The following is a 17,706-nucleotide window of genomic DNA, read 5'->3' as shown; positions in this document are numbered from 1 at the left end:
ACGAGCGTGAAGCGGATCGGCGCCGTTGTTCGGGTCAGGACGCCGCCGCAACCTCGGACGGATTGGCCTGCGGGTGGCTGGCAGGCAACCACGCCATCTGCAGGCTCGGCGGCGTCACCGCCGTCACCTGAAAGCCCAGATGGCTGTAGATGCCATATCCATTTGATCCCATAATTGGCGTCGAAAGAGTCAGTGGCAGCTTGCACTTGCCGGCCGCCGCCTGAAGACCGCGTATCACGTTGGACCCAATCCCTCGCCCGCGTGCCGCCACGGCGACATGGAGTTCTGCAATACGCCAGTCGCCATAGCCGAGGTCGACGATCAGCCGGCCGACGGCAACGCCGGTCGTCTCGATGACGAAGTCGAGATGCTCGGGGTAAACTGTTTCCTGCCCCGAACGCGTCACCGTGTATTGCTGTTCGTAGAGCGCGCGGATGAAGTCCTTCTCCCCATCCACCCAGGACAGCCAGGGTCGGGACGAGATGAAGAGATCAATGAGGAACGCCTCGTCGGCCGGGGTAGCGAAGCGCAGTTCCACGCCCCCTGGAAAGCGAAGGGATCCTTTCAGCCTGCCCATGGAGAACTCCGAGGTGAGGTGGTACGTCCGTGGCGCACTTACTCGCGGCGGCTCAGTTGAAGATCACCTGGAACGCCGGGAGACGCGTCCCGGCGGTCACCGACAGGATGCGCTCGACATAGAGCGGCCCGATCGTTCCCATCGCGTCGTGCTGCAGCAGGAACGAGCCACCCCGCAGCGTTGCCGCCACTGCGCCCGTCGCCTCCAGGATCAAGGTGAACGCCCTGCGAGGCGAACCCGGCATAGTGCTGGCAACGCTTTCCACGCACGACAGCAGCCGCGTGGAGATGACCGTGCCATCCTCGCCTTCGAGTGCGAAGGTGGAGCCGAGAAGCGGCGTGAAATATTCGGAAGACAGTTCTTCGAGATCCGGGGCTGTTATCATGGCCTTTCCGGATAAAACCCCTGCACCGCCATGACGAAGTTGAGCGCGAGGGACGGCTGCATGACGGAAAAAGCCGCACCTTCGCCGGAAGGCTTCATCGTCACTTTGCCGCCGGTGATGGTATCGACCGAAACTGTGGTGTCAGGGGTGGCGGGAGACCCCGAATAGTCTACGACGACCGGCATCTTGGCCTTCGCAGTGTCCGCCGGCGCGGTAAGGGTATAGGGACCACGCAATATGTTTGAGCCACTGTTTGCGATAGCGTTGGTGAGATAAACCGTCTCTCCGTGAGAGAAGGTCATTGCCTTCGACGGCGCAGCCGCCGCATTGAGGTCGACTTTCGCCTCAATTTTTATTTTTCCTGTCGATCCAGGGATTGTCACGTCCTGCTTCCCCATCGACGGTTCGAATGATACATCGTGCACGTGGGGCGGAATATTCTTATTTGTCAGCATGACATCGGACGCGCCGACTTCAGTTCCGATCGGATATTTCGATGATTTGGATTGCAACTTCCCGATCGGTGCGCGGCCGATCAAATTGGGCAAGTTAAATTTGGTGTTCTGGTCACCGCCGTATATCGAGCCGATCAGAGAATAAAGGGCCTGATACTGGTTTACGGGTAGCACCTGGCCTTCACAGCTCAAGAAATTTCGGGGAGCCCAGTCATATCCGACAATCAATATTGTTCCTGTATAAACGTCCATTTAATCCTCCTGTTATGACTTCGTATTCAGGATATAAGCTGCACGTTCACCGAACGGACACATTAATACGAGTTAATATTATATTAATACATTATATTTTGATTATGCGCCTTTCTCCGGTCGAGCTCGCAAGGATCGATGATGCCAAGGGCAATGACCTCATCCGATATCGAGACATGGAATTTGCAGGGATGCGGTTCGGCGTGAGGGTGAATGCAACTTAAAGTTTTTATTTGCTGTTAATGTAACTCTAGGTGAATGTTACGGCGCGTGTCAACCGCTGGCTGCGTCGAGCAAGCCAATTTGGCGACGGGAAGGCGATAGGCTGCAGGGCTATCGGCTCGGCAGTGTGGGAATGTCCTCCATCACGGCGTCGGCACCGGATGTCAGTCGCGAGAGCATCTCAGCGACCGTTGCCGAAGGCGCGCTATGACGGATCGCTGCAATACGGCCGGCGACGACGGCGGATGCACCGCTCGTGTCGCCCGGCGGGCCGGGTCTGGAGAACAGGGTGGTGCCGCAGCCCGTGTCGGGACGCCGGCGGAGCCGCTGGCTGTAGCGGTGCGGCTCGGGACTTTCAGCATCCGGATCGAGTGCACCGACGCTGATCACCTCACGCAGGATCGCCGGCCAAGCCATGCCCTCCGGGTTCGCCGCATGGAACCGCACCTGCCAGTTGCCGGCCGGCATCACGGTCGCGATTCCGCGCAGGCGTAGCTCGGCGATGACCCGGCAGAGCCCGCTATCGCGAAACGAAGCGTCGCTGCGCAGATGACTCATGTCGGCGAGCGCGGCGCAGATGACCGTAATGCCGAGATCGTCGGCGTGACGGGCGATCCATTCTAACGCCGCTTCGAGCCGCTCTTCTTGCTGAACCCAGCCGGCGGCGTCCATCAGCCTCACGGCCACAAGCCGGGCGCCAGGGCATTCGGCGAGCGCCGTTGCGGCGACGAGATTGCCGTGCATTGCAGCCTGAGGCGGGCCCGCAGGCGGGCAGTCACAGCCGAAATCCATGCTCTCGATGACGGTTCCAGGCGGAAACGCGGCCGCCTCGATTGCCGTGTCGACGACGCAGATGACCGGTACCCGGATATCCGCCACGCCGACCCTCCATGGCAGAATGCAATCTTATAATTGTGAGACTGCGATCATATGCAATTATTGATGGTGATCGCGCAAGATGCCGCCCGCTGTGCTTCGCGTGGAGCACCACCGCAGCCGCAAGTCGCGGACAAACGAAGAGGGCGGCGGAGTTTGCGTCCGCCGCCCTCGTTCCGTCCGGCCATCCCGGCCAGCAATCCCGGCTGCGGGATCAGAAGCGGTAGGTGACGCCTGCGCCGATCAGCCAGGGGTTGAGCTTCGCCGTGCCGGTCAGCGGCGCGCCGCCGACGGTGACGTCGAACCGCGGCTCCAGGAACAGCTTCTTGACGTCGAGATTGACGCCCCAGTGCTGGTCGAACATATAGTCGAAGCCGACTTGGAGGGCCGCGCCGAACGTGTTCTTCACCCGGATGCTGTCAGCACTCTCCGCCTTCTGGTTGTAGAAGATGGTATAGTTGATGCCGGCACCGACATAGGGCTTGAACTTGCCGAAATTCGTGAAGTGATATTGCAGCGTCAGGGTCGGCGGCAGCACCCAGGTCTTCGCGATGGTGCCGAGGCTCGAAAGTGAGCCCGATCCGTTGATGTTCGCCGTCGTCGTGCCGAGGATGAGTTCGGCAGCGATGTTGTCGGTGAAGAAATAAGTGATGTCGAGCTCGGGCGTGACCGTATCCGAATAGGACAGGTCGGAGCCCTTCACGCCAACGACGGAGCCGCTGTTCTCGGTGACGACGCCGAGAGCGCGAAGGCGGATCTGCCACGGGCTCGGCTTGGCGGGCACCGCCACGACCGGCGGCGGCGTCGGCTCCACGGTGGCCGCGATATCGGCGGCGGAAGCCGGCTGGCTCAGGAGCGGAAACGCCGCGGCCGCGGCGGCGAGCAGGGCTCCCGTAGTTCTGACAATCGTTTTCATAAAGCCGGCCTCTCCTCAGGCGAGTCGTGATTTGCAAGCCGGAGGGTGATGCCTTGGCCTCGTCCGCCAATTGACCTGAATCAACGTTGTGACGATTGCCGCAGGGAGGAAATCAACTTTCGCCACATGTGTGTCCTTTTGCGAACACACGAAGCCGCAGCCACTGTCTTTCGGCGCGACATGTCAGCGCTTGCTGCTTGGCCTCTCGCAAGGCCACCGGACGCGGGACGTCGGCTGCGCCTCCGCCGTCCGGCAGATGCCGTCAGATGTCCAGGGTCGTGTCGCGCTCCCAGGCGGTGAAGTGGCCGCAATAGGCGTCCCAGTCGTCATGCCTGAGTTTCAGGTAGGCGGAGGAGAACGCCGCACCCATCGCTGCCGTCAGGCGCGTGTCGGCCTCGAACGCGCGCAGGGCATCGAGCAGGTTCAGCGGCAGCTTCGGCGCGTCTGTGACGAGGTGGCCGTCGCGGTACATGTCGATGTCGTGGTGCGGGCCGGGATCGGCATCGGTCGCGAGCCCGTCGAGGCCGGCGGCGATGATGGCCGCCTGCAGAAGGTACGGGTTCGCCGCGCCGTCCGGCAGCCGCAGTTCGAACCGCCCGGGGCCCGGCACACGCACCATGTGTGTTCGGTTATTGCCCGTCCAGGTCACGCTATTGGGCGCCCATGTTGCACCGGAGAGCGTCCGGGGCGCGTTTATGCGCTTGTAGGAGTTCACCGTCGGGTTGGTGATGGCGGCGAGCGCGGTCGCATGGGCCATGATGCCGCCGAGGAAGGCGCGCCCCTTGGCCGAAAGGCCGAACGGCATCGAGGGATCGGCGAAGGCGTTGGCGGTGCCGTCGCCGTTCCAGACCGACACGTGGGTGTGGCAGCCGTTGCCGGTCAGCCCCTTGAACGGCTTCGGCATGAAGGTCGCGCGCAGCCCGTGCTTCTCGGCGACCGACTTGACCATGAACTTGAAGAACGAGTGCTTGTCGGCCGTCGCCAGCGCGTCGTCGAACTCCCAGTTCATCTCGAACTGGCCGTTCGCGTCCTCGTGATCGTTCTGATAGGGCTTCCAGCCGAGCGCGAGCATGGCATCGCAGATCTCGGCGATCACGTCGAAGCGCCGCATCACCGCCTGCTGGTCGTAGCAGGGCTTCTCGGCGGTATCGAAGCCGTCGGAGATCGCCGAGCCGTCGGGCAGGATGAGGAAGAACTCCGCCTCTACACCGGTCTTCACCCGCAGTCCCGCCGATGCCGCCTCGGCAACAAGACGCTTCAGCACCACTCGTGGCGCCTGGGCGACCGGCTCGCCCTCCATGAAGCAGTCGGCCGCGACCCAGGCGACGTCGGGCTTCCACGGCAACTGGATCACCGAGGCCGGATCGGGCATCGCGAACAGGTCGGGATGGGCCGGGCTGAGATCCAGCCAAGTGGCGAAACCGGCGAACCCGGCTCCCTCGCGCTGCATGTCGGCGATCGCCGCCGCCGGCACGAGCTTGGCGCGCTGGCCGCCGAACAGGTCGGTGTAGCTGATCATGAAATAGCGGATGCCGCGCTCGGCGGCATAGGTCGAAAGATCGGTGGTCACGGCGCATTCCCCTCGAATGGCGGCGTCACGGACAGGCGGTGGAAGGCTTATCGTTGTCTCCTGATCGGTTTGGGGCGCCCGGTCTTCACGCCGAAAAGTCCCCGTACCGCCGTCTTCCGCGCAGTCTGCCGCCGCGCTCGAAGAAGCGAACCGTTATCGCGGACCCGGCCGGCGCCCTCTCCCGGGGCACCGGTCCGGCCCGTCAGAACCCGCTCTTGCCGGGATACCAGTCGGTGCCGGCGAGCGGCACCCGCGCCATGGCCGCGGCCTCCATGGTCAACGCGCAGAGGTCCTCCGGTTCCAGATTGTGCAGGCTGTTGTGGCCGCAGGCCCGCGCGATGGTCTGGGCCTCCAGCGTCATCACCTTGAGGTAGTTGGCGAGCCGGCGGCCGGCGGCGACGGGATCGAGGCGGCTCGCGAGCGCCGGGTCCTGCGTGGTGATGCCCGCCGGATCGCGTCCCTCGTGCCAGTCGTCGTAGGCCCCGGCCGTCGATCCCAGCGCCTGGTATTCGGCCTCCCATTTCGGATCGTTGTCGCCGATCGCGACGAGCGCGGCCGTTCCGATGGAGACGGCGTCGGCACCGAGCGCCATCGCCTTCGCCACGTCGGCGCCGTTGCGGATGCCGCCGGACACGATGAGCTGGACCTTGCGGTGGAGGCCGAGGTCCTGCAGCGCCTGCACGGCGGGGCGGATGCAGGCGAGCGTCGGCTGGCCGACATGCTCGATGAATACATCCTGCGTGGCCGCGGTGCCCCCCTGCATGCCATCGAGCACCACCACGTCCGCGCCCGCCTTCACCGCGAGCGCGGTGTCGTAATAGGGCCGCGCGCCGCCGACCTTCACATAGATCGGCTTCTCCCAGTCGGTGATTTCGCGCAGTTCGAGGATCTTGATCTCAAGATCGTCCGGGCCGGTCCAGTCCGGATGACGGCAGGCGGAGCGCTGGTCGATGCCCTTCGGCAGGATGCGCATCTCCGCGACGCGATCGGAAATCTTCTGCCCGAGCAGCATGCCCCCGCCGCCCGGCTTGGCGCCCTGCCCCACCACCACCTCGATGGCGTCGGCGCGGCGCAGGTCCTTCGGGTTCATGCCGTAGCGCGAGGGCAGGTACTGGTAGACGAGGATATCGGAGTGCCCGCGCTCCTCGTCGGTCATGCCGCCGTCGCCGGTGGTGGTCGACGTGCCGGAGAGCGTCGCCCCGCGGCCGAGCGCTTCCTTGGCCTGCGCCGAAAGCGCGCCGAAACTCATGCCCGCGATGGTGATCGGGATCTTCAGATGGATCGGCTTTTTCGCGAAGCGCGTGCCGAGCGTGACCGAGGTGTCGCAGCGCTCGCGATAGCCTTCGAGCGGATAGCGCGAGATCGAAGCCCCGAGAAACAGCAGGTCGTCGAAATGCGGCAGCTTGCGCTTGGTGCCGCCGCCACGGATGTCGTAGATGCCGGTCGCCGCGGCACGCCGGATTTCCGCGAGCGTGTGGTCGTCGAAGGTGGCCGACTTGCGCGGCGGCGTCTGCGGGTTGTGGTAGCTCATGGACCGCGATCCTCGCTTAGAGCGCCTTCCGATCGGACAGTGTCATCCGATCGAGAAGAAATCGCTCCAGATTCAAAAGCTTGCGCATATCCTTGTCGCTCAGACCGGTTCGATCTGAACGGGTCATGCTCAGTACGCATCCGCGTTGTCGATGTGGAAGGTGTAGAGCCGCCGCGCCGAGCCGTAGCGGCGGAAGGACGCCGGATCGGCATCAGCGCCCGCCCGGGCGAGCAGGTCGGCGAGGAGCGCGAGGTGCTCAGGCCGCATCTCCTTCTCGATGCAATCGGCCCCGAGGCTCTTGACGCTGCCGCGCACGAACAGGCGCGCCTCGTAGAGGCTGTCGCCCAGCGCCTCGCCGGCATCGCCCAGCACGACGAGGTTGCCCGCCTGCGCCATGAACGCCGACATGTGGCCGATGGAGCCGTGCACGACGATGTCGATGCCCTTCATCGAGATGCCGCAGCGTGAGGCGGCGTTGCCCTTGACGACGAGCAGGCCGCCGCGTCCGGTCGCGCCGGCATATTGCGAGGCATCGCCCTCGATGACGACGGTGCCGGACATCATGTTCTCCGCCACGCCGGGCCCCGCCGACCCGTGGACCGTGACGTTGCCGCCGTCGTTCATGCCGGCGCAATAGTAGCCGACCGAGCCGTGAACCTTCACCGTCACCGGCGCATTGATGCCCACCGCCACGGCGTGATGGCCGCGCGGGTTCGTCACCTCGAACACGGTGTCGTTGGCCCCGTCATTGAGGCCATGGAGCGCGCTGTTGAGGTCGCGAAGCGGCGTGACCGAGAGATCGAAGACGGGCATGGCGATGCTCTGAAAGGGCCGGAGGAAGCGGAGCGCGGGCGAAAGGCGGGCGGGCTCGCGGGAACGCGGACGCGGGATCAAGCGGCCGTGCGGTGGTCCCAGAAATAGACGGTTGCCGGCTCAGGCTCCCAGATCCGCGCGGTCTCTATGCCGGGCAGACCGACGAGTGCGCGATACTCGGAGCCGAATGCGACATAGCGGTCGGTCTCGGCCATCACCGCCGGCTTGCAGGCGATCGGATCGCGCAGCACGCCGAAGCCGGAGCGGGTGCCGACCACGAAAGTGTAGAAGCCATCGAGATCGCCGAGGGCGCCCTCCAGCGCCTCGCCGAGATTCTTGCCCGAGGCCATCTCGGCCGTGAGATAGGCGGCGGCGACCTCGGAATCGTTCTCCGTCTCGAAGCGCATGCCTTCCCGCGTGAGTTCGCGGCGCAGGTTGTTGTGGTTCGACAGCGAGCCGTTGTGCACGAGGCACTGGTCCGGCCCGGTCGAGAACGGGTGGGCGCCGAGCGTCGTCACCGCGGATTCCGTCGCCATTCGGGTGTGACCGATGCCGTGGGTGCCGGCCATCGCCGCGATGCCGAAGCGGGCGAGCACATCCCGGGGCAGGCCGACTTCCTTGTAGATCTCGACATTCTCCCCGACGCCCATCACGCGGATCGCCGGGGCGACCGTGCCAAGCGCCGCGCGGACGGCTTCCGCATGAGCAGCGGGAACGGTGATGACGGCGTGGGTGCTCTTGATCGCGACCCTCGCGGTGCCCTCGGACGCCGGCGCGAGCGCCGCCTCAAGGCCCGGGAAGTCCGCTTCGGGCTGCGGCGACTGGACCGTGATCTTCACCGCGCCATCCGTGCCCGCACCGTAGATCGCGATGCCGGCGGAGTCCGGTCCCCGGTCGGTCATGGTAACGAGCATCGCCGAGAGCAGCGCGCCGAGTTCAGGCTCCAACGTCCTGTCCTTCAGGAACAACCCGACAATGCCGCACATGGCGCCTTCCTCCGGCCTCGCATCCCTTCACGAGGGATGCCAAAATTCCGGCAACGCCGCAAGCCTTCAGGCGAATATAATTTTCACTGAAAGAATAATTTTGCCCGCCTCAGGCAGGCGCGTCCGGTGGCACGGCGGGACGGGCGCCCCGGGCCATCGCGGGCGACTGGCCGAAAGCGCTGCGGAAACACCGGGCGAAATGGCCGGGGCTGGAGAAGCCGACAGCGAAGGCGATTTCGGCGACCGAGAGCGGGCTTTCCCTGAGCAGCCGGCCGGCATGTTCCAGCCGCAGCCGGCGGTGGATTTCCGCGGCCCCCGCGCCGAGGTGGCGCGCGAACAACCGGTCGAGCTGGCGCGGGCTTACCCCGGCGAGGCGTGCCATCGCCGCCCTCGGCAGCGGCACCGCGATGCTCGCCTCCATCTTCTCCAGCACCGCGACGAGGCCGGGATGGCTGACGCCGTAGCGTTCGCACAGCGAGGCGCGTTGCGGACCGGCCGCGCCCGCAACCTCGGTGTGGAGATACCAGTCCGACACGCGGCGCGCGAAGCCCTCTCCCATCCGCGCCGCAATCAGGGCGTGCATCATGTCGAGCGGCGCCACGCCGCCGCCGCAGGTCAACCGGTCGCGGTCGATCACAAAGCGGGCTTGTTCCGGCACGAGCGCCGGGAAGGCTTCGCGCAGGGCCGGCGCGTGCTCCCAATGAACGGTGAAGCGCCGCTCGCGCAACAGCCCCGCCGCCGCCAGCACATAGGGGCCGCCGGAGATGCCGCCGATCCGCACGCCCTCGCTCGCAAGCTGCCGCAGCGCGGCGTGGACCGCCGGCCGGTGCCATGCAGCCGGCGAGCCGCCGGCGCAGACGAAGGCGATATCGAGACCGGCCTCGCGCCCCGGCAGCGGATGCACCGGCACCGTCGCGCCGCCGGAGCTTGCGACCGGGCCGCCCGCCTCGCCGAACGCTGCGACCTCGAACAACGGCCGGCCGGCGAGGATGTTGGCCGCCCGAAGCGGCTCCGTCGCCGCCGCATAGGACATCAGCGCGAAGCCCGGCAGCAGGATGAAGCCGATGCGCTGCACCGGCCCGGTGGCGGCGCCGTTCGGCAGCGAAGGACGGGCACCAGCGGCCGGAGAATCCGAACGAGCCATGGCGGAGGCAGCTTTCCCGAGGAGATGTCTCGAAACTATCGCGAAGCGTCTCTTTCCTGCAAGCCAGCGACGACCGTCCGCGCGATGATGGCCCACCCCAACCGGCGGAGCCGCAATGCGTTATTCTGCCCTGTCCCTGTTGCTGAACGGCCTTTCCGGCAACCGCGGCTGGAAACCGGCCTGGCGCACGCCCGCGCCGAAACCCCGCTACGACGTGGTGATCGTGGGCGGCGGCGGGCACGGCCTCGCCACGGCCTATTATCTCGCGAAGGAATACGGCGTCGCCAACGTGGCGGTGCTGGAGAAGGGCTGGCTCGGCAGCGGCAATATAGGGCGCAACACCACCATCATCCGCTCGAACTACCTGCTCGCCGGCAACAATCCGTTCTACGAGCTTTCGATGAAGCTGTGGGAGGGGCTGGAGCGGGACTTCAACTTCAACGCCATGGTCTCGCAGCGCGGTGTGCTGAACCTGTTCCATTCCGACGCCCAGCGCGACGCCTACACCCGCCGCGGCAACGCCATGCGCCTGCATGGCGTCGATGCCGAACTGCTCGACCGCGAGGCCGTGCGGGAACGGCTGCCGTTCCTCGATTTCGACAATGCCCGCTTCCCCATCAAGGGCGGCCTGCTGCAGCCGCGCGGCGGCACCGTGCGCCACGATGCCGTGGCGTGGGGCTACGCGCGCGGTGCCTCGGCGCGCGGTGTCGACATCATCCCGCACTGCGAGGTCACCGGCATCCGCCGGGAAGGCGGCCGCGTCACCGGGGTGGAGACGACACGCGGCTTCATCGGCGCGGGCAAACTGGCGCTCGCCACCGCCGGCAATTCGAGCCAGACCGCCGGAATGGCCGGGCTGACGCTGCCGATCGAAAGCCATGTGCTGCAGGCGTTCGTCTCCGAGGGACTGAAGCCGATGATCGACACGGTCATCACCTTCGGGGCCGGGCACTTCTACGTCTCGCAATCCGACAAGGGCGGGCTCGTGTTCGGCGGCGATATCGACGGCTACAATTCCTATGCCCAGCGCGGCAACCTCGCGCTCGTCGAGCACGTCGCCGAGGCCGGCGTTGCCATGATCCCGGCGCTGTCGCGGCTGCGCATCCTCCGGTCCTGGGGCGGCATCATGGATATGTCGATGGACGGCTCGCCGATCATCGACCGCACGCCGCTCGACAATCTCTATCTCAATGCCGGCTGGTGCTATGGCGGCTTCAAGGCGACGCCGGCCTCCGGACTGTGCTTCGCCCACCTGATCGCGCGCGGCGAGCCGCATGAGACCGCGCGCGCGTTCCGCCTCGACCGCTTCGCGCGCGGCGCGCTGATCGACGAGAAGGGTGCCGGCGCCCAGCCGAACCTGCACTGAGAACCTGCACTGAAACGACCGACACTCACCCGACCCGCACCGTGACGATGCCGATCTTCCGGGGACGACGACGATGGCGAGCCTGATCCACTGCCCGCATTGCGGCCCGCGCCCGCGGGAGGAGTTCACCGTTCGCGGTGCCGCCATGCAGCGGCCGATGCCGGATGATTCATGGGATGATTGGTTCGCCTATGTCTATCTGCGCGAAAACCCGCGCGGACCGCACCGCGAGCACTGGCAGCACACCGGCGGATGCCGCCGCTGGCTGGAGGTGACGCGGAACACCGCGACGCACGAGACCCTGTCCGTCCGCGACGCCGCGCTCGGAACGGAGGCGCGGCCATGACCTCCTTCCGCCTGCCCAACGGCGGCCGGATCGACCGCGGCCGCACCCTCGCCTTCCGCTTCGACGGCGAGGCGCTGTCCGGCCATCCCGGCGACACGCTGGCTTCGGCGCTGCTCGCCGGCGGGCGGGTGCTGATGGGGCGCTCGTTCAAATATCACCGTCCGCGCGGCGTCTACACCGCCGGAGCGGCCGAGCCGAATGCGCTCGTCACCGTCGGCAGCGGCGGGCGCCGCGCGCCGAACACCCGCGCGACCATGGTGGAACTCACCGACGGGCTCGTCGCCGAAAGCCAGAACCGCTGGCCGTCGCTCGGCTTCGACCTCGGCGCGGCGAGCGGGCTCGTCGCGCCGTTCCTCTCGGCCGGGTTCTACTACAAGACCTTCATGTGGCCGGCGGGGTTCTGGGAGAAGCTCTACGAGCCGCTGATCCGCCGCGCCGCCGGCCTCGGCCGGGCGGGCATCGATCCGGACCCCGACCGCTACGAGAAGACGTGGGCGCATTGCGACCTGCTCGTCATCGGCGCCGGCCCGACGGGCCTCGCCGCCGCGCTCACCGCCGGCCGCGCCGGAGCGAACGTCATCGTGATGGACGAAGGCAGCGAACCCGGCGGCTCGCTGCTCGCCGAGAGCGCGACCGTCGGCGATCTGGCGGCGGACCGGTTCCTCGCCGGCACGCTCGCCGAACTCGACGGCCTCGACAATGTCCGCGTGCTGCCGCGCACGACGGTGTTCGGCTGGTACGACGACATGGTGTTCGGCGCGGTCGAGCGGATCGGCGCGCCGGAGGGCGCTTCCCCGACCGCGCCGGCCGAGCGGCTGTGGCGGGTGGCCGCCCGCCGCGCGGTGCTCGCGACCGGCGCCGAGGAACGGCCGCTCGTGTTCGGCGGCAACGACAGGCCGGGCGTGATGCAGGCCGGCGCCGCAATCGGCTATGCCCGCCGCTACGGCGTCGCGGTCGGCCGCAGGGTGGCGGTGTTCGCCAACGGCGACGCCGGTGCGCGCGCCGCCGCCGATCTCGCAGCCGCCGGCATCGACGTCGTCGCGCTGATCGATTCCCGTGCGGAGAGCCGCACGGCGTCGCTGCCGGGCGTGGAGCGTTGCCTCGCCGGCGCCGTGGTCACCGGCACGTTCGGGCGCAAGGGGCTGACAGGTCTCGCCATCCGCGACGGCAGCCGCACGGAGCGCATCGCGGTGGACGCCCTCGCGGTTTCCGGTGGTTTCAGCCCGCGCATCCATCTCGCGTGCCACCGCGGCGCCAAGCCGCGCTGGAGCGAGGACCACGGCGCGTTCCTCGCGCCCGCCGATCTCGGAGGCCTCCGGCCGGCCGGCGCGGCGGCGGGAGAGACGACGCTTGCCGCCTGCCTCGCGGACGGCGCGGCGGCGGCCGTGGCGCTGCTTGCCGATCTCGGCCGCACGGCCGCGCCGGCCGCATTCCCGGTGATCGGGGGCGACTGGTCGCCCGCGCCGGCGCGTCCGCTGTGGCAGGTTCCGGGAGCGCAGGGAAAGGCGTTCGTCGATTTCCAGAACGACGTCCACACCGGCGACCTCGCGCTCGCGGTGCGCGAGGGCTACGGCCACGTCGAACTCGCCAAGCGCTACACCACCAACGGCATGGCGACCGACCAGGGCAAGCTTTCCAACCTCAACGCCATCGGCATCCTGGCGCAAGCGCGCGGCGTCTCCCCGGCGGAGGTCGGCACCACCACCTTCCGGCCGTTCTACACGCCCGTGTCGTTCGGTGCGCTGGCGGGGCCGGCGCGCGGCCCGCAATTCCAGCCGGTGCGCCGCTCGCCGCTGCACGGCTGGGCGGAGCGGCATGGCGCGCTCTTCGTCGAGGCGGGGCTGTGGTATCGCTCGGCCTATTTTCCGCGGCCCGGAGAAACGGAATGGCGCGAGAGCGTCGACCGCGAGGCGCTGGCGGTGCGCAGGGACGCCGGCCTCTGCGACGTCTCCACCCTCGGCAAGATCGAGATCGCCGGGCCGGACGCGGCGCTGCTGCTCGACCGGGTCTATTGCAATGCCTTCGCCTCCCTGCCGGTCGGCAAGGCACGCTACGGGCTGATGCTGCGGGAAGACGGCTTCGTCTATGACGACGGCACCACCAGCCGGTTCGGCGACGGCCACTTCTTCATGACGACCACCACCGCCCAGGCGGCGGGCGTGCTGGCGCACCTCGAATTCGCGGCGCAGGTACTGTGGCCCGATCTCGACGTACGCATCGCGAGCGTCACCGACCAGTGGGCGCAGATGGCGATCGCGGGGCCGAAGTCCCGCGCGATCCTGCAGGCGGCGGTGGACGAGGACATCTCCGAAGGAGCGATGCCCGCGCTCGGCGCCCAGGAGGTGACGCTGTTCGGCGGCCGCATCGCGGCGCGGCTGTTCCGCATCTCGTTCTCCGGCGAACTCGCCTATGAGCTCGCGGTGCCCGCCGGGGATGGCGCCGCCGTCGCGGAGGCGCTGATGCAGATCGGCGCGCCCCACGGGCTGACGCCCTACGGCACGGAAGCGATGGGCGTGCTCCGGATCGAGAAGGGCCACGTCACCCATGCCGAGATCAACGGCACCGTCACCCCGCAAGACCTCGGCCTCGGCCGGATGGTGTCGAAGACGAAGCCGGATTTCATCGGCAAGGCGATGCTCGTCCGGGAAGGGCTGCAGGCCGCCGACCGCCCGGCGCTCGTCGGCGTGCGCCCGCTCGATGCCGGGGCGGCCTTCAAGGCCGGCGCCCACATCCTGCCGAAAGGCGCGGCGCCGTCGCTCGAGAGCGATCTCGGCTATGTGACGTCGAGTTGCTTCTCCCCCCATATTGGCACGACCATCGGGCTCGCCCTCGTCAGCGGCGGGCGCGAGCGCCATGGCGAGGAGGTGGTGGTCTGGAACGCGCTCGCCGGCTCGTTCGTGCCGGCCGTCCTCACCGAGCCGGTGTTCGTGAATTCGGGCGGCGATGAGCTGGACCGCCCGGCCTCGCTCGTCGCGCCCGTCGATACGGGGGAAATGGGCCGCGAACCGGCGCTGCCGGCGAGCCCCCTCGGCGATCCGGGAACCGTGGTGCTGACGGCGCTTCCCGACGGCCACGTTCTCCAGATCCTCGCTCCGCCGGCGATGGATGCCGGCGGGCTCGCGCCGCGGCTTGCTGCGGCCGGCAACCGCAGCCCTCATGCGGTGCGCGGGCTTGCGCCCGGCCAATGGCTCGTGGTGGGCGATGCTCCGCTTTCCGCGGAAGAGGTCCGCGCAAAGGCGAGCGCCCTTGCCGATGTCGCCACGGTGCTCGACCAGAGCCATGGGCGTGTGCGCCTGTCGCTGTCGGGGCCGATGGCGGAAGCGGTGCTGGCACGGGGCAGCGGTCTCGATGTCTCGCGGGCGTCATTTCCGGTCGGCCGTTGCGGGCAGACGCTGTTTGGCGCCATCGGCATCCACCTCACCCGCGTCGGCACGGAGGCATTCGAGATCATGGTGCTGCGAAGCTATGCCGGAAGCCTGTGGCGGGCCCTTGCCCCGCTCGTGGAGGCGCCGGCGGGCTGATTCACCCGGCCAGCGCTCTCAGTCGTGGATGTAGGGCACGGGCTCGATGGCGTTCACGGCGTGGAAGGCGTCGAGACGTTCCATCGCCTTCTGGCGCGACGCACTGAGATGATGCAGCAGGCCACCAGCGGCACGCTCGCCGTCGGTCTCCATCAGCGCGCGGATGATGTCGAGGTGCTCGTCCATGAACGGATCGATGTGGCGGTCGTGCGAGAGCGCCGCCTGGATGTGCTTGCCGGCGACGAGAAGGCACCGCGCGCGACGCAGCGCCTCCAGGATCTCGGAATTGCGGCCGTAGCCGATGCAGCGGACGTGGAGATCGGTCTCCAGCACATCGAGTTCGGCGACGTCGAGGCGCGGATAGGCCGCGTTCACGGCTTCGAGCCGTGCCGCCATCGCCGTCAGTTCAGCAGGCGGCACATGCCCCGCGGCGCTGCGGATCGCCACCGGCTCCAGAAGCTCGCGCAGCTCATAGAGATCGTTGAAGCGGTCGGCGTCGAGCGGTACCAGGTACCAGTGGGACTTGTCGTCCTTGGCGATGATGCCCGCGGCCTGCGCCTGCATCAGCACGTCGCGCGCCACCGTGCGGCCGACGCCGAAATGGCGGGCGAGGGCGAGTTCGTTGACGCGGAACCGGCCGAACACCGAACGCAGGATCAGCGCCCGCTCGACATCGTAATAGAGCTTCCGGCCGGCATTCTGCCAGCTTCCGACCTTGCCGCCGTTCTCGCCGTCCGCCGCGTCGAGCCCGAGCATCGCCGCCGTCACCGGCACGCGGTTCGGCGGCGCGCCGCCGTCTCCGACCATCATGCCGCGTCCGTCGAACCGGCTGACGAGCCCTTCCTGCGCAAGCAGCGCGAGCGCCTGCTTGATCGGCGAGCGGCTCGAGCCGAACAGCGCCGCGAGCGGCCCTTCCAGCAGGACCGTGCCCATGCCGAGCGCGCCAATGGCAATGGCGCCGCGCAGCACGCCCGCGATGGTGGCATAGGCGGGCCCGTCCCGCTCGAACGCAGGGGCGGGCCCGTCGCCCGCCGCCGTCCCGCCCTCTGCTTCGCCGGTCACGCCCTCGTCCATGTCTACGTCATGTCCACGCTTGCCCGCGCGCGCCGGCCGGACAGGCCGGCCGTCAGGTGACGGCGCCGAGCGGCCAGGGAACGAACTCGTTGTCGCCGTAGTCGAAGGTTTCGCTCAGCGAGTGCTCGCCCGAGGCGACCGCTAGGACACGCTCGAAGATCCGTCGCCCGGCGGCCTCAATGGTGTCGTCGCCCGTGACGATGCCCCCGCAATTGATGTCCATATCCTCTTCCATATGCTCGTACATCTCGGTGTTGGTCGCAATCTTGATGCACGGCGCGGGCTTGTAGCCGGAGACCGAACCCCGGCCCGTCGTGAAACAGACGATGTTGCAGCCGCCGGCTACTTGCCCCGTCACGGCGACCGGGTCGTAGCCGGGCGTGTCCATGAACACGAAGCCGGTGCGGTCGATCAGTTCGGCATATTCGTAGACCGCCTCCAGCGGCATCGAGCCACCCTTGGCGACGGCCCCGAGCGACTTTTCAAGGATGGTGGTCAACCCGCCTGCCTTGTTGCCGTGGGAGGGATTGTTGTTGAGCTCCGCGCCGTTCTTCGCGGTGTAGTCGCGCCACCACTCGATGCGGCTGATCAGCTTCTCGGCCACGTCAGGGGTGACTGCGCGGCGCGTGAGGAGGTGTTCCGCGCCGTAGATCTCGGGCGTCTCGCTCAAGACCGCCGTTCCGCCGTTCTGCACGATGAGATCCGCCGCATAGCCGAGCGCGGGGTTCGCGGAGATGCCGGAATAACCGTCAGAGCCGCCGCACTGCAGCGCCACCTTGAGGCCGGACAGCGGCTGGGTGGTGCGCGGCACCTTCGCAGCCTCGTCCAGCATCTCGTTCACGATCTCGATGGCGGCCGCGATGGTCTTGCGGGTGCCGCCGCTGCGCTGGATCGTGAGGCTGCGCAGCATCGGCCCCTCGGTCAGGGCACTGCGGCCCATGACGAGGTCGATCTGGTTGGTCTCGCAGCCGAGGCCGATCATGACGATACCGGCGAAGTTCGGATTGCGGGCGTAGCCGCCGAGGGTGCGCGACAGGAAGCGATAGCCCTCGCCGGCCGTGTTGATCGCGCATCCGCCGCCGTGGGTGAGCGCCACGACACCGTCGACGTTCTGGCGCCCGGCCATGCCGCCGCCGCGGTTGAAGTGATCGGCGACCGCCTTGGCGACCGTCGCGGAGCAGTTCACCGAGGTGACGAGGCCGATATAGTTGCGCGTGCCGACCTGGCCGTCTGGCCGCAGATAGCCCTGGAAGGTGGCGCGCTCCGCCTCCGGCAGCAGCGGGGTCGGCCGGGCATCGGCGCAGAACTCATGGGCGACGTCGCCGTCGCGCATTTCCATGTTTTGGAGGTGGACGTGCTCGCCCGGCGCGATGGCGCGGGTGGCGTAGCCGATGAGCTGGCCGTACTTCCGCACCACGGCGCCGGCCGCGATCGGCGCGATGGCGACCTTGTGCCCGCGCGGCACGTCGCCGGCGGCGACACCCCCCTCCTGCCCCAGCGGCGTACCGGCCGCAACCGCCCACCGGGCCACGGCGACATTGTCCTGCGGGTTCAGTCGAATGACCGGCGAACTCACGGACGGCGCGGCGGACGTCGAGGCGGAAGACATGGAAGCAGAAGACATGAAAGCGTCCTCGGGGGGCTGGCCCGTCCCCGGACGGGCATGGAGTGA

Annotated in this window: 15 protein-coding genes and 1 pseudogene; 4 read left to right on the top strand and 12 right to left on the bottom strand. The window is 67.8% G+C overall.

The features are described 5' to 3' along the window. Window positions 1–34 precede the first annotated feature (34 nt). The 10 genes from BUF17_RS19420 to BUF17_RS19375 form a co-directional block, all read right to left on the bottom strand. Window positions 35–577, bottom strand: coding sequence for a GNAT family N-acetyltransferase (locus BUF17_RS19420; protein ID WP_073631839.1), 543 nt, complete (start codon window positions 575–577; stop codon window positions 35–37). Between the two features lie 52 nt (window positions 578–629). Continuing rightward, entirely contained in the window at window positions 630–962 is a 333-nt protein-coding gene (locus BUF17_RS19415; protein ID WP_073631837.1) for a DUF6916 family protein, read from the bottom strand. Next, window positions 959–1,669 carry a phage tail protein gene (locus tag BUF17_RS19410; RefSeq protein WP_073631835.1) on the bottom strand — a complete coding sequence of 237 codons (711 nt, stop codon included), beginning with the start codon at window positions 1,667–1,669 and terminating at the stop codon, window positions 959–961. The genes BUF17_RS19415 and BUF17_RS19410 overlap by 4 nt, the downstream gene beginning before the upstream one ends. Before the next feature lie 333 nt (window positions 1,670–2,002). Beyond that, a complete protein-coding gene (locus BUF17_RS19405; RefSeq protein ID WP_073631833.1) occupies window positions 2,003–2,770 on the bottom strand; it encodes a S8/S53 family peptidase in 768 nt (255 codons plus the stop codon). Window positions 2,771–2,981: 211 nt separating this feature from the next. Further along, window positions 2,982–3,683, bottom strand: coding sequence for an OmpW/AlkL family protein (locus BUF17_RS19400; protein ID WP_428977662.1), 702 nt, complete (start codon window positions 3,681–3,683; stop codon window positions 2,982–2,984). 262 nt (window positions 3,684–3,945) lie between these two features. Continuing rightward, window positions 3,946–5,253 (bottom strand): type III glutamate--ammonia ligase, encoded by a 1,308-nt coding sequence (gene glnT / locus BUF17_RS19395; RefSeq protein ID WP_073631831.1) that lies wholly within the window; start codon window positions 5,251–5,253, stop codon window positions 3,946–3,948. A 202-nt stretch (window positions 5,254–5,455) separates the two neighbouring features. Next, window positions 5,456–6,784: an FMN-binding glutamate synthase family protein gene (locus BUF17_RS19390; RefSeq protein ID WP_073631829.1), complete on the bottom strand. Its 1,329-nt coding sequence runs from the start codon at window positions 6,782–6,784 to the stop codon at window positions 5,456–5,458. A 129-nt stretch (window positions 6,785–6,913) separates the two neighbouring features. Continuing rightward, window positions 6,914–7,597 (bottom strand): GltB/FmdC/FwdC-like GXGXG domain-containing protein, encoded by a 684-nt coding sequence (locus BUF17_RS19385; RefSeq protein ID WP_073631864.1) that lies wholly within the window; start codon window positions 7,595–7,597, stop codon window positions 6,914–6,916. A gap of 77 nt (window positions 7,598–7,674) precedes the next feature. After that, window positions 7,675–8,583, bottom strand: a complete 909-nt coding sequence (locus tag BUF17_RS19380) for a class II glutamine amidotransferase (protein ID WP_073631825.1) — start codon at window positions 8,581–8,583, stop codon at window positions 7,675–7,677. Window positions 8,584–8,692: 109 nt separating this feature from the next. Then, the gene (locus BUF17_RS19375) at window positions 8,693–9,616 is read right to left on the bottom strand and encodes a GlxA family transcriptional regulator (RefSeq protein WP_084564968.1); all 924 of its coding nucleotides are present in this window, start codon (window positions 9,614–9,616) and stop codon (window positions 8,693–8,695) included. 226 nt (window positions 9,617–9,842) lie between these two features. Here BUF17_RS19375 and BUF17_RS19370 point away from each other — a divergent pair, with 226 nt between their 5' ends. The 4 genes and pseudogenes from BUF17_RS19370 to BUF17_RS23340 all read left to right on the top strand — a co-directional run bounded on the left by BUF17_RS19370 (window position 9,843) and on the right by BUF17_RS23340 (window position 14,960). Beyond that, complete coding sequence (locus BUF17_RS19370; protein WP_073631824.1) at window positions 9,843–11,093, top strand: sarcosine oxidase subunit beta family protein; 1,251 nt, start codon at window positions 9,843–9,845, stop codon at window positions 11,091–11,093. A 73-nt stretch (window positions 11,094–11,166) separates the two neighbouring features. Beyond that, a complete protein-coding gene (locus BUF17_RS19365) occupies window positions 11,167–11,439 on the top strand; it encodes a sarcosine oxidase subunit delta (protein ID WP_073631822.1) in 273 nt (90 codons plus the stop codon). Next, window positions 11,436–14,390: pseudogene (locus tag BUF17_RS19360) on the top strand (sarcosine oxidase subunit alpha family protein); the annotation flags it as partial. The gene BUF17_RS19365 and the pseudogene BUF17_RS19360, both read left to right, overlap by 4 nt. Window positions 14,391–14,432: 42 nt before the next feature. After that, on the top strand, window positions 14,433–14,960 hold the full coding sequence (locus BUF17_RS23340; protein WP_342186284.1) for a sarcosine oxidase subunit gamma family protein: 528 nt from the start codon (window positions 14,433–14,435) through the stop codon (window positions 14,958–14,960). 18 nt (window positions 14,961–14,978) lie between these two features. On the opposite strand, the gene BUF17_RS19355 is transcribed toward BUF17_RS23340, so the two are convergent. Together BUF17_RS19355 and BUF17_RS19350 are read right to left on the bottom strand one after the other, a co-directional pair. Beyond that, window positions 14,979–16,034: a GntR family transcriptional regulator gene (locus BUF17_RS19355; protein WP_084564962.1), complete on the bottom strand. Its 1,056-nt coding sequence runs from the start codon at window positions 16,032–16,034 to the stop codon at window positions 14,979–14,981. Between the two features lie 52 nt (window positions 16,035–16,086). Then, window positions 16,087–17,658 (bottom strand): UxaA family hydrolase, encoded by a 1,572-nt coding sequence (locus BUF17_RS19350; protein WP_175563752.1) that lies wholly within the window; start codon window positions 17,656–17,658, stop codon window positions 16,087–16,089. Window positions 17,659–17,706: the final 48 nt, after the last annotated feature.

Origin of the sequence: Pseudoxanthobacter soli DSM 19599, assembly GCF_900148505.1 — a bacterium.
In the GTDB taxonomy this organism is placed as follows: Bacteria; Pseudomonadota; Alphaproteobacteria; order Rhizobiales; family Segnochrobactraceae; genus Pseudoxanthobacter; species Pseudoxanthobacter soli.
The sequence above is the reverse complement of the archived record's forward strand: the minus strand, read 5'-3'. Positions and strand labels throughout refer to the sequence as shown.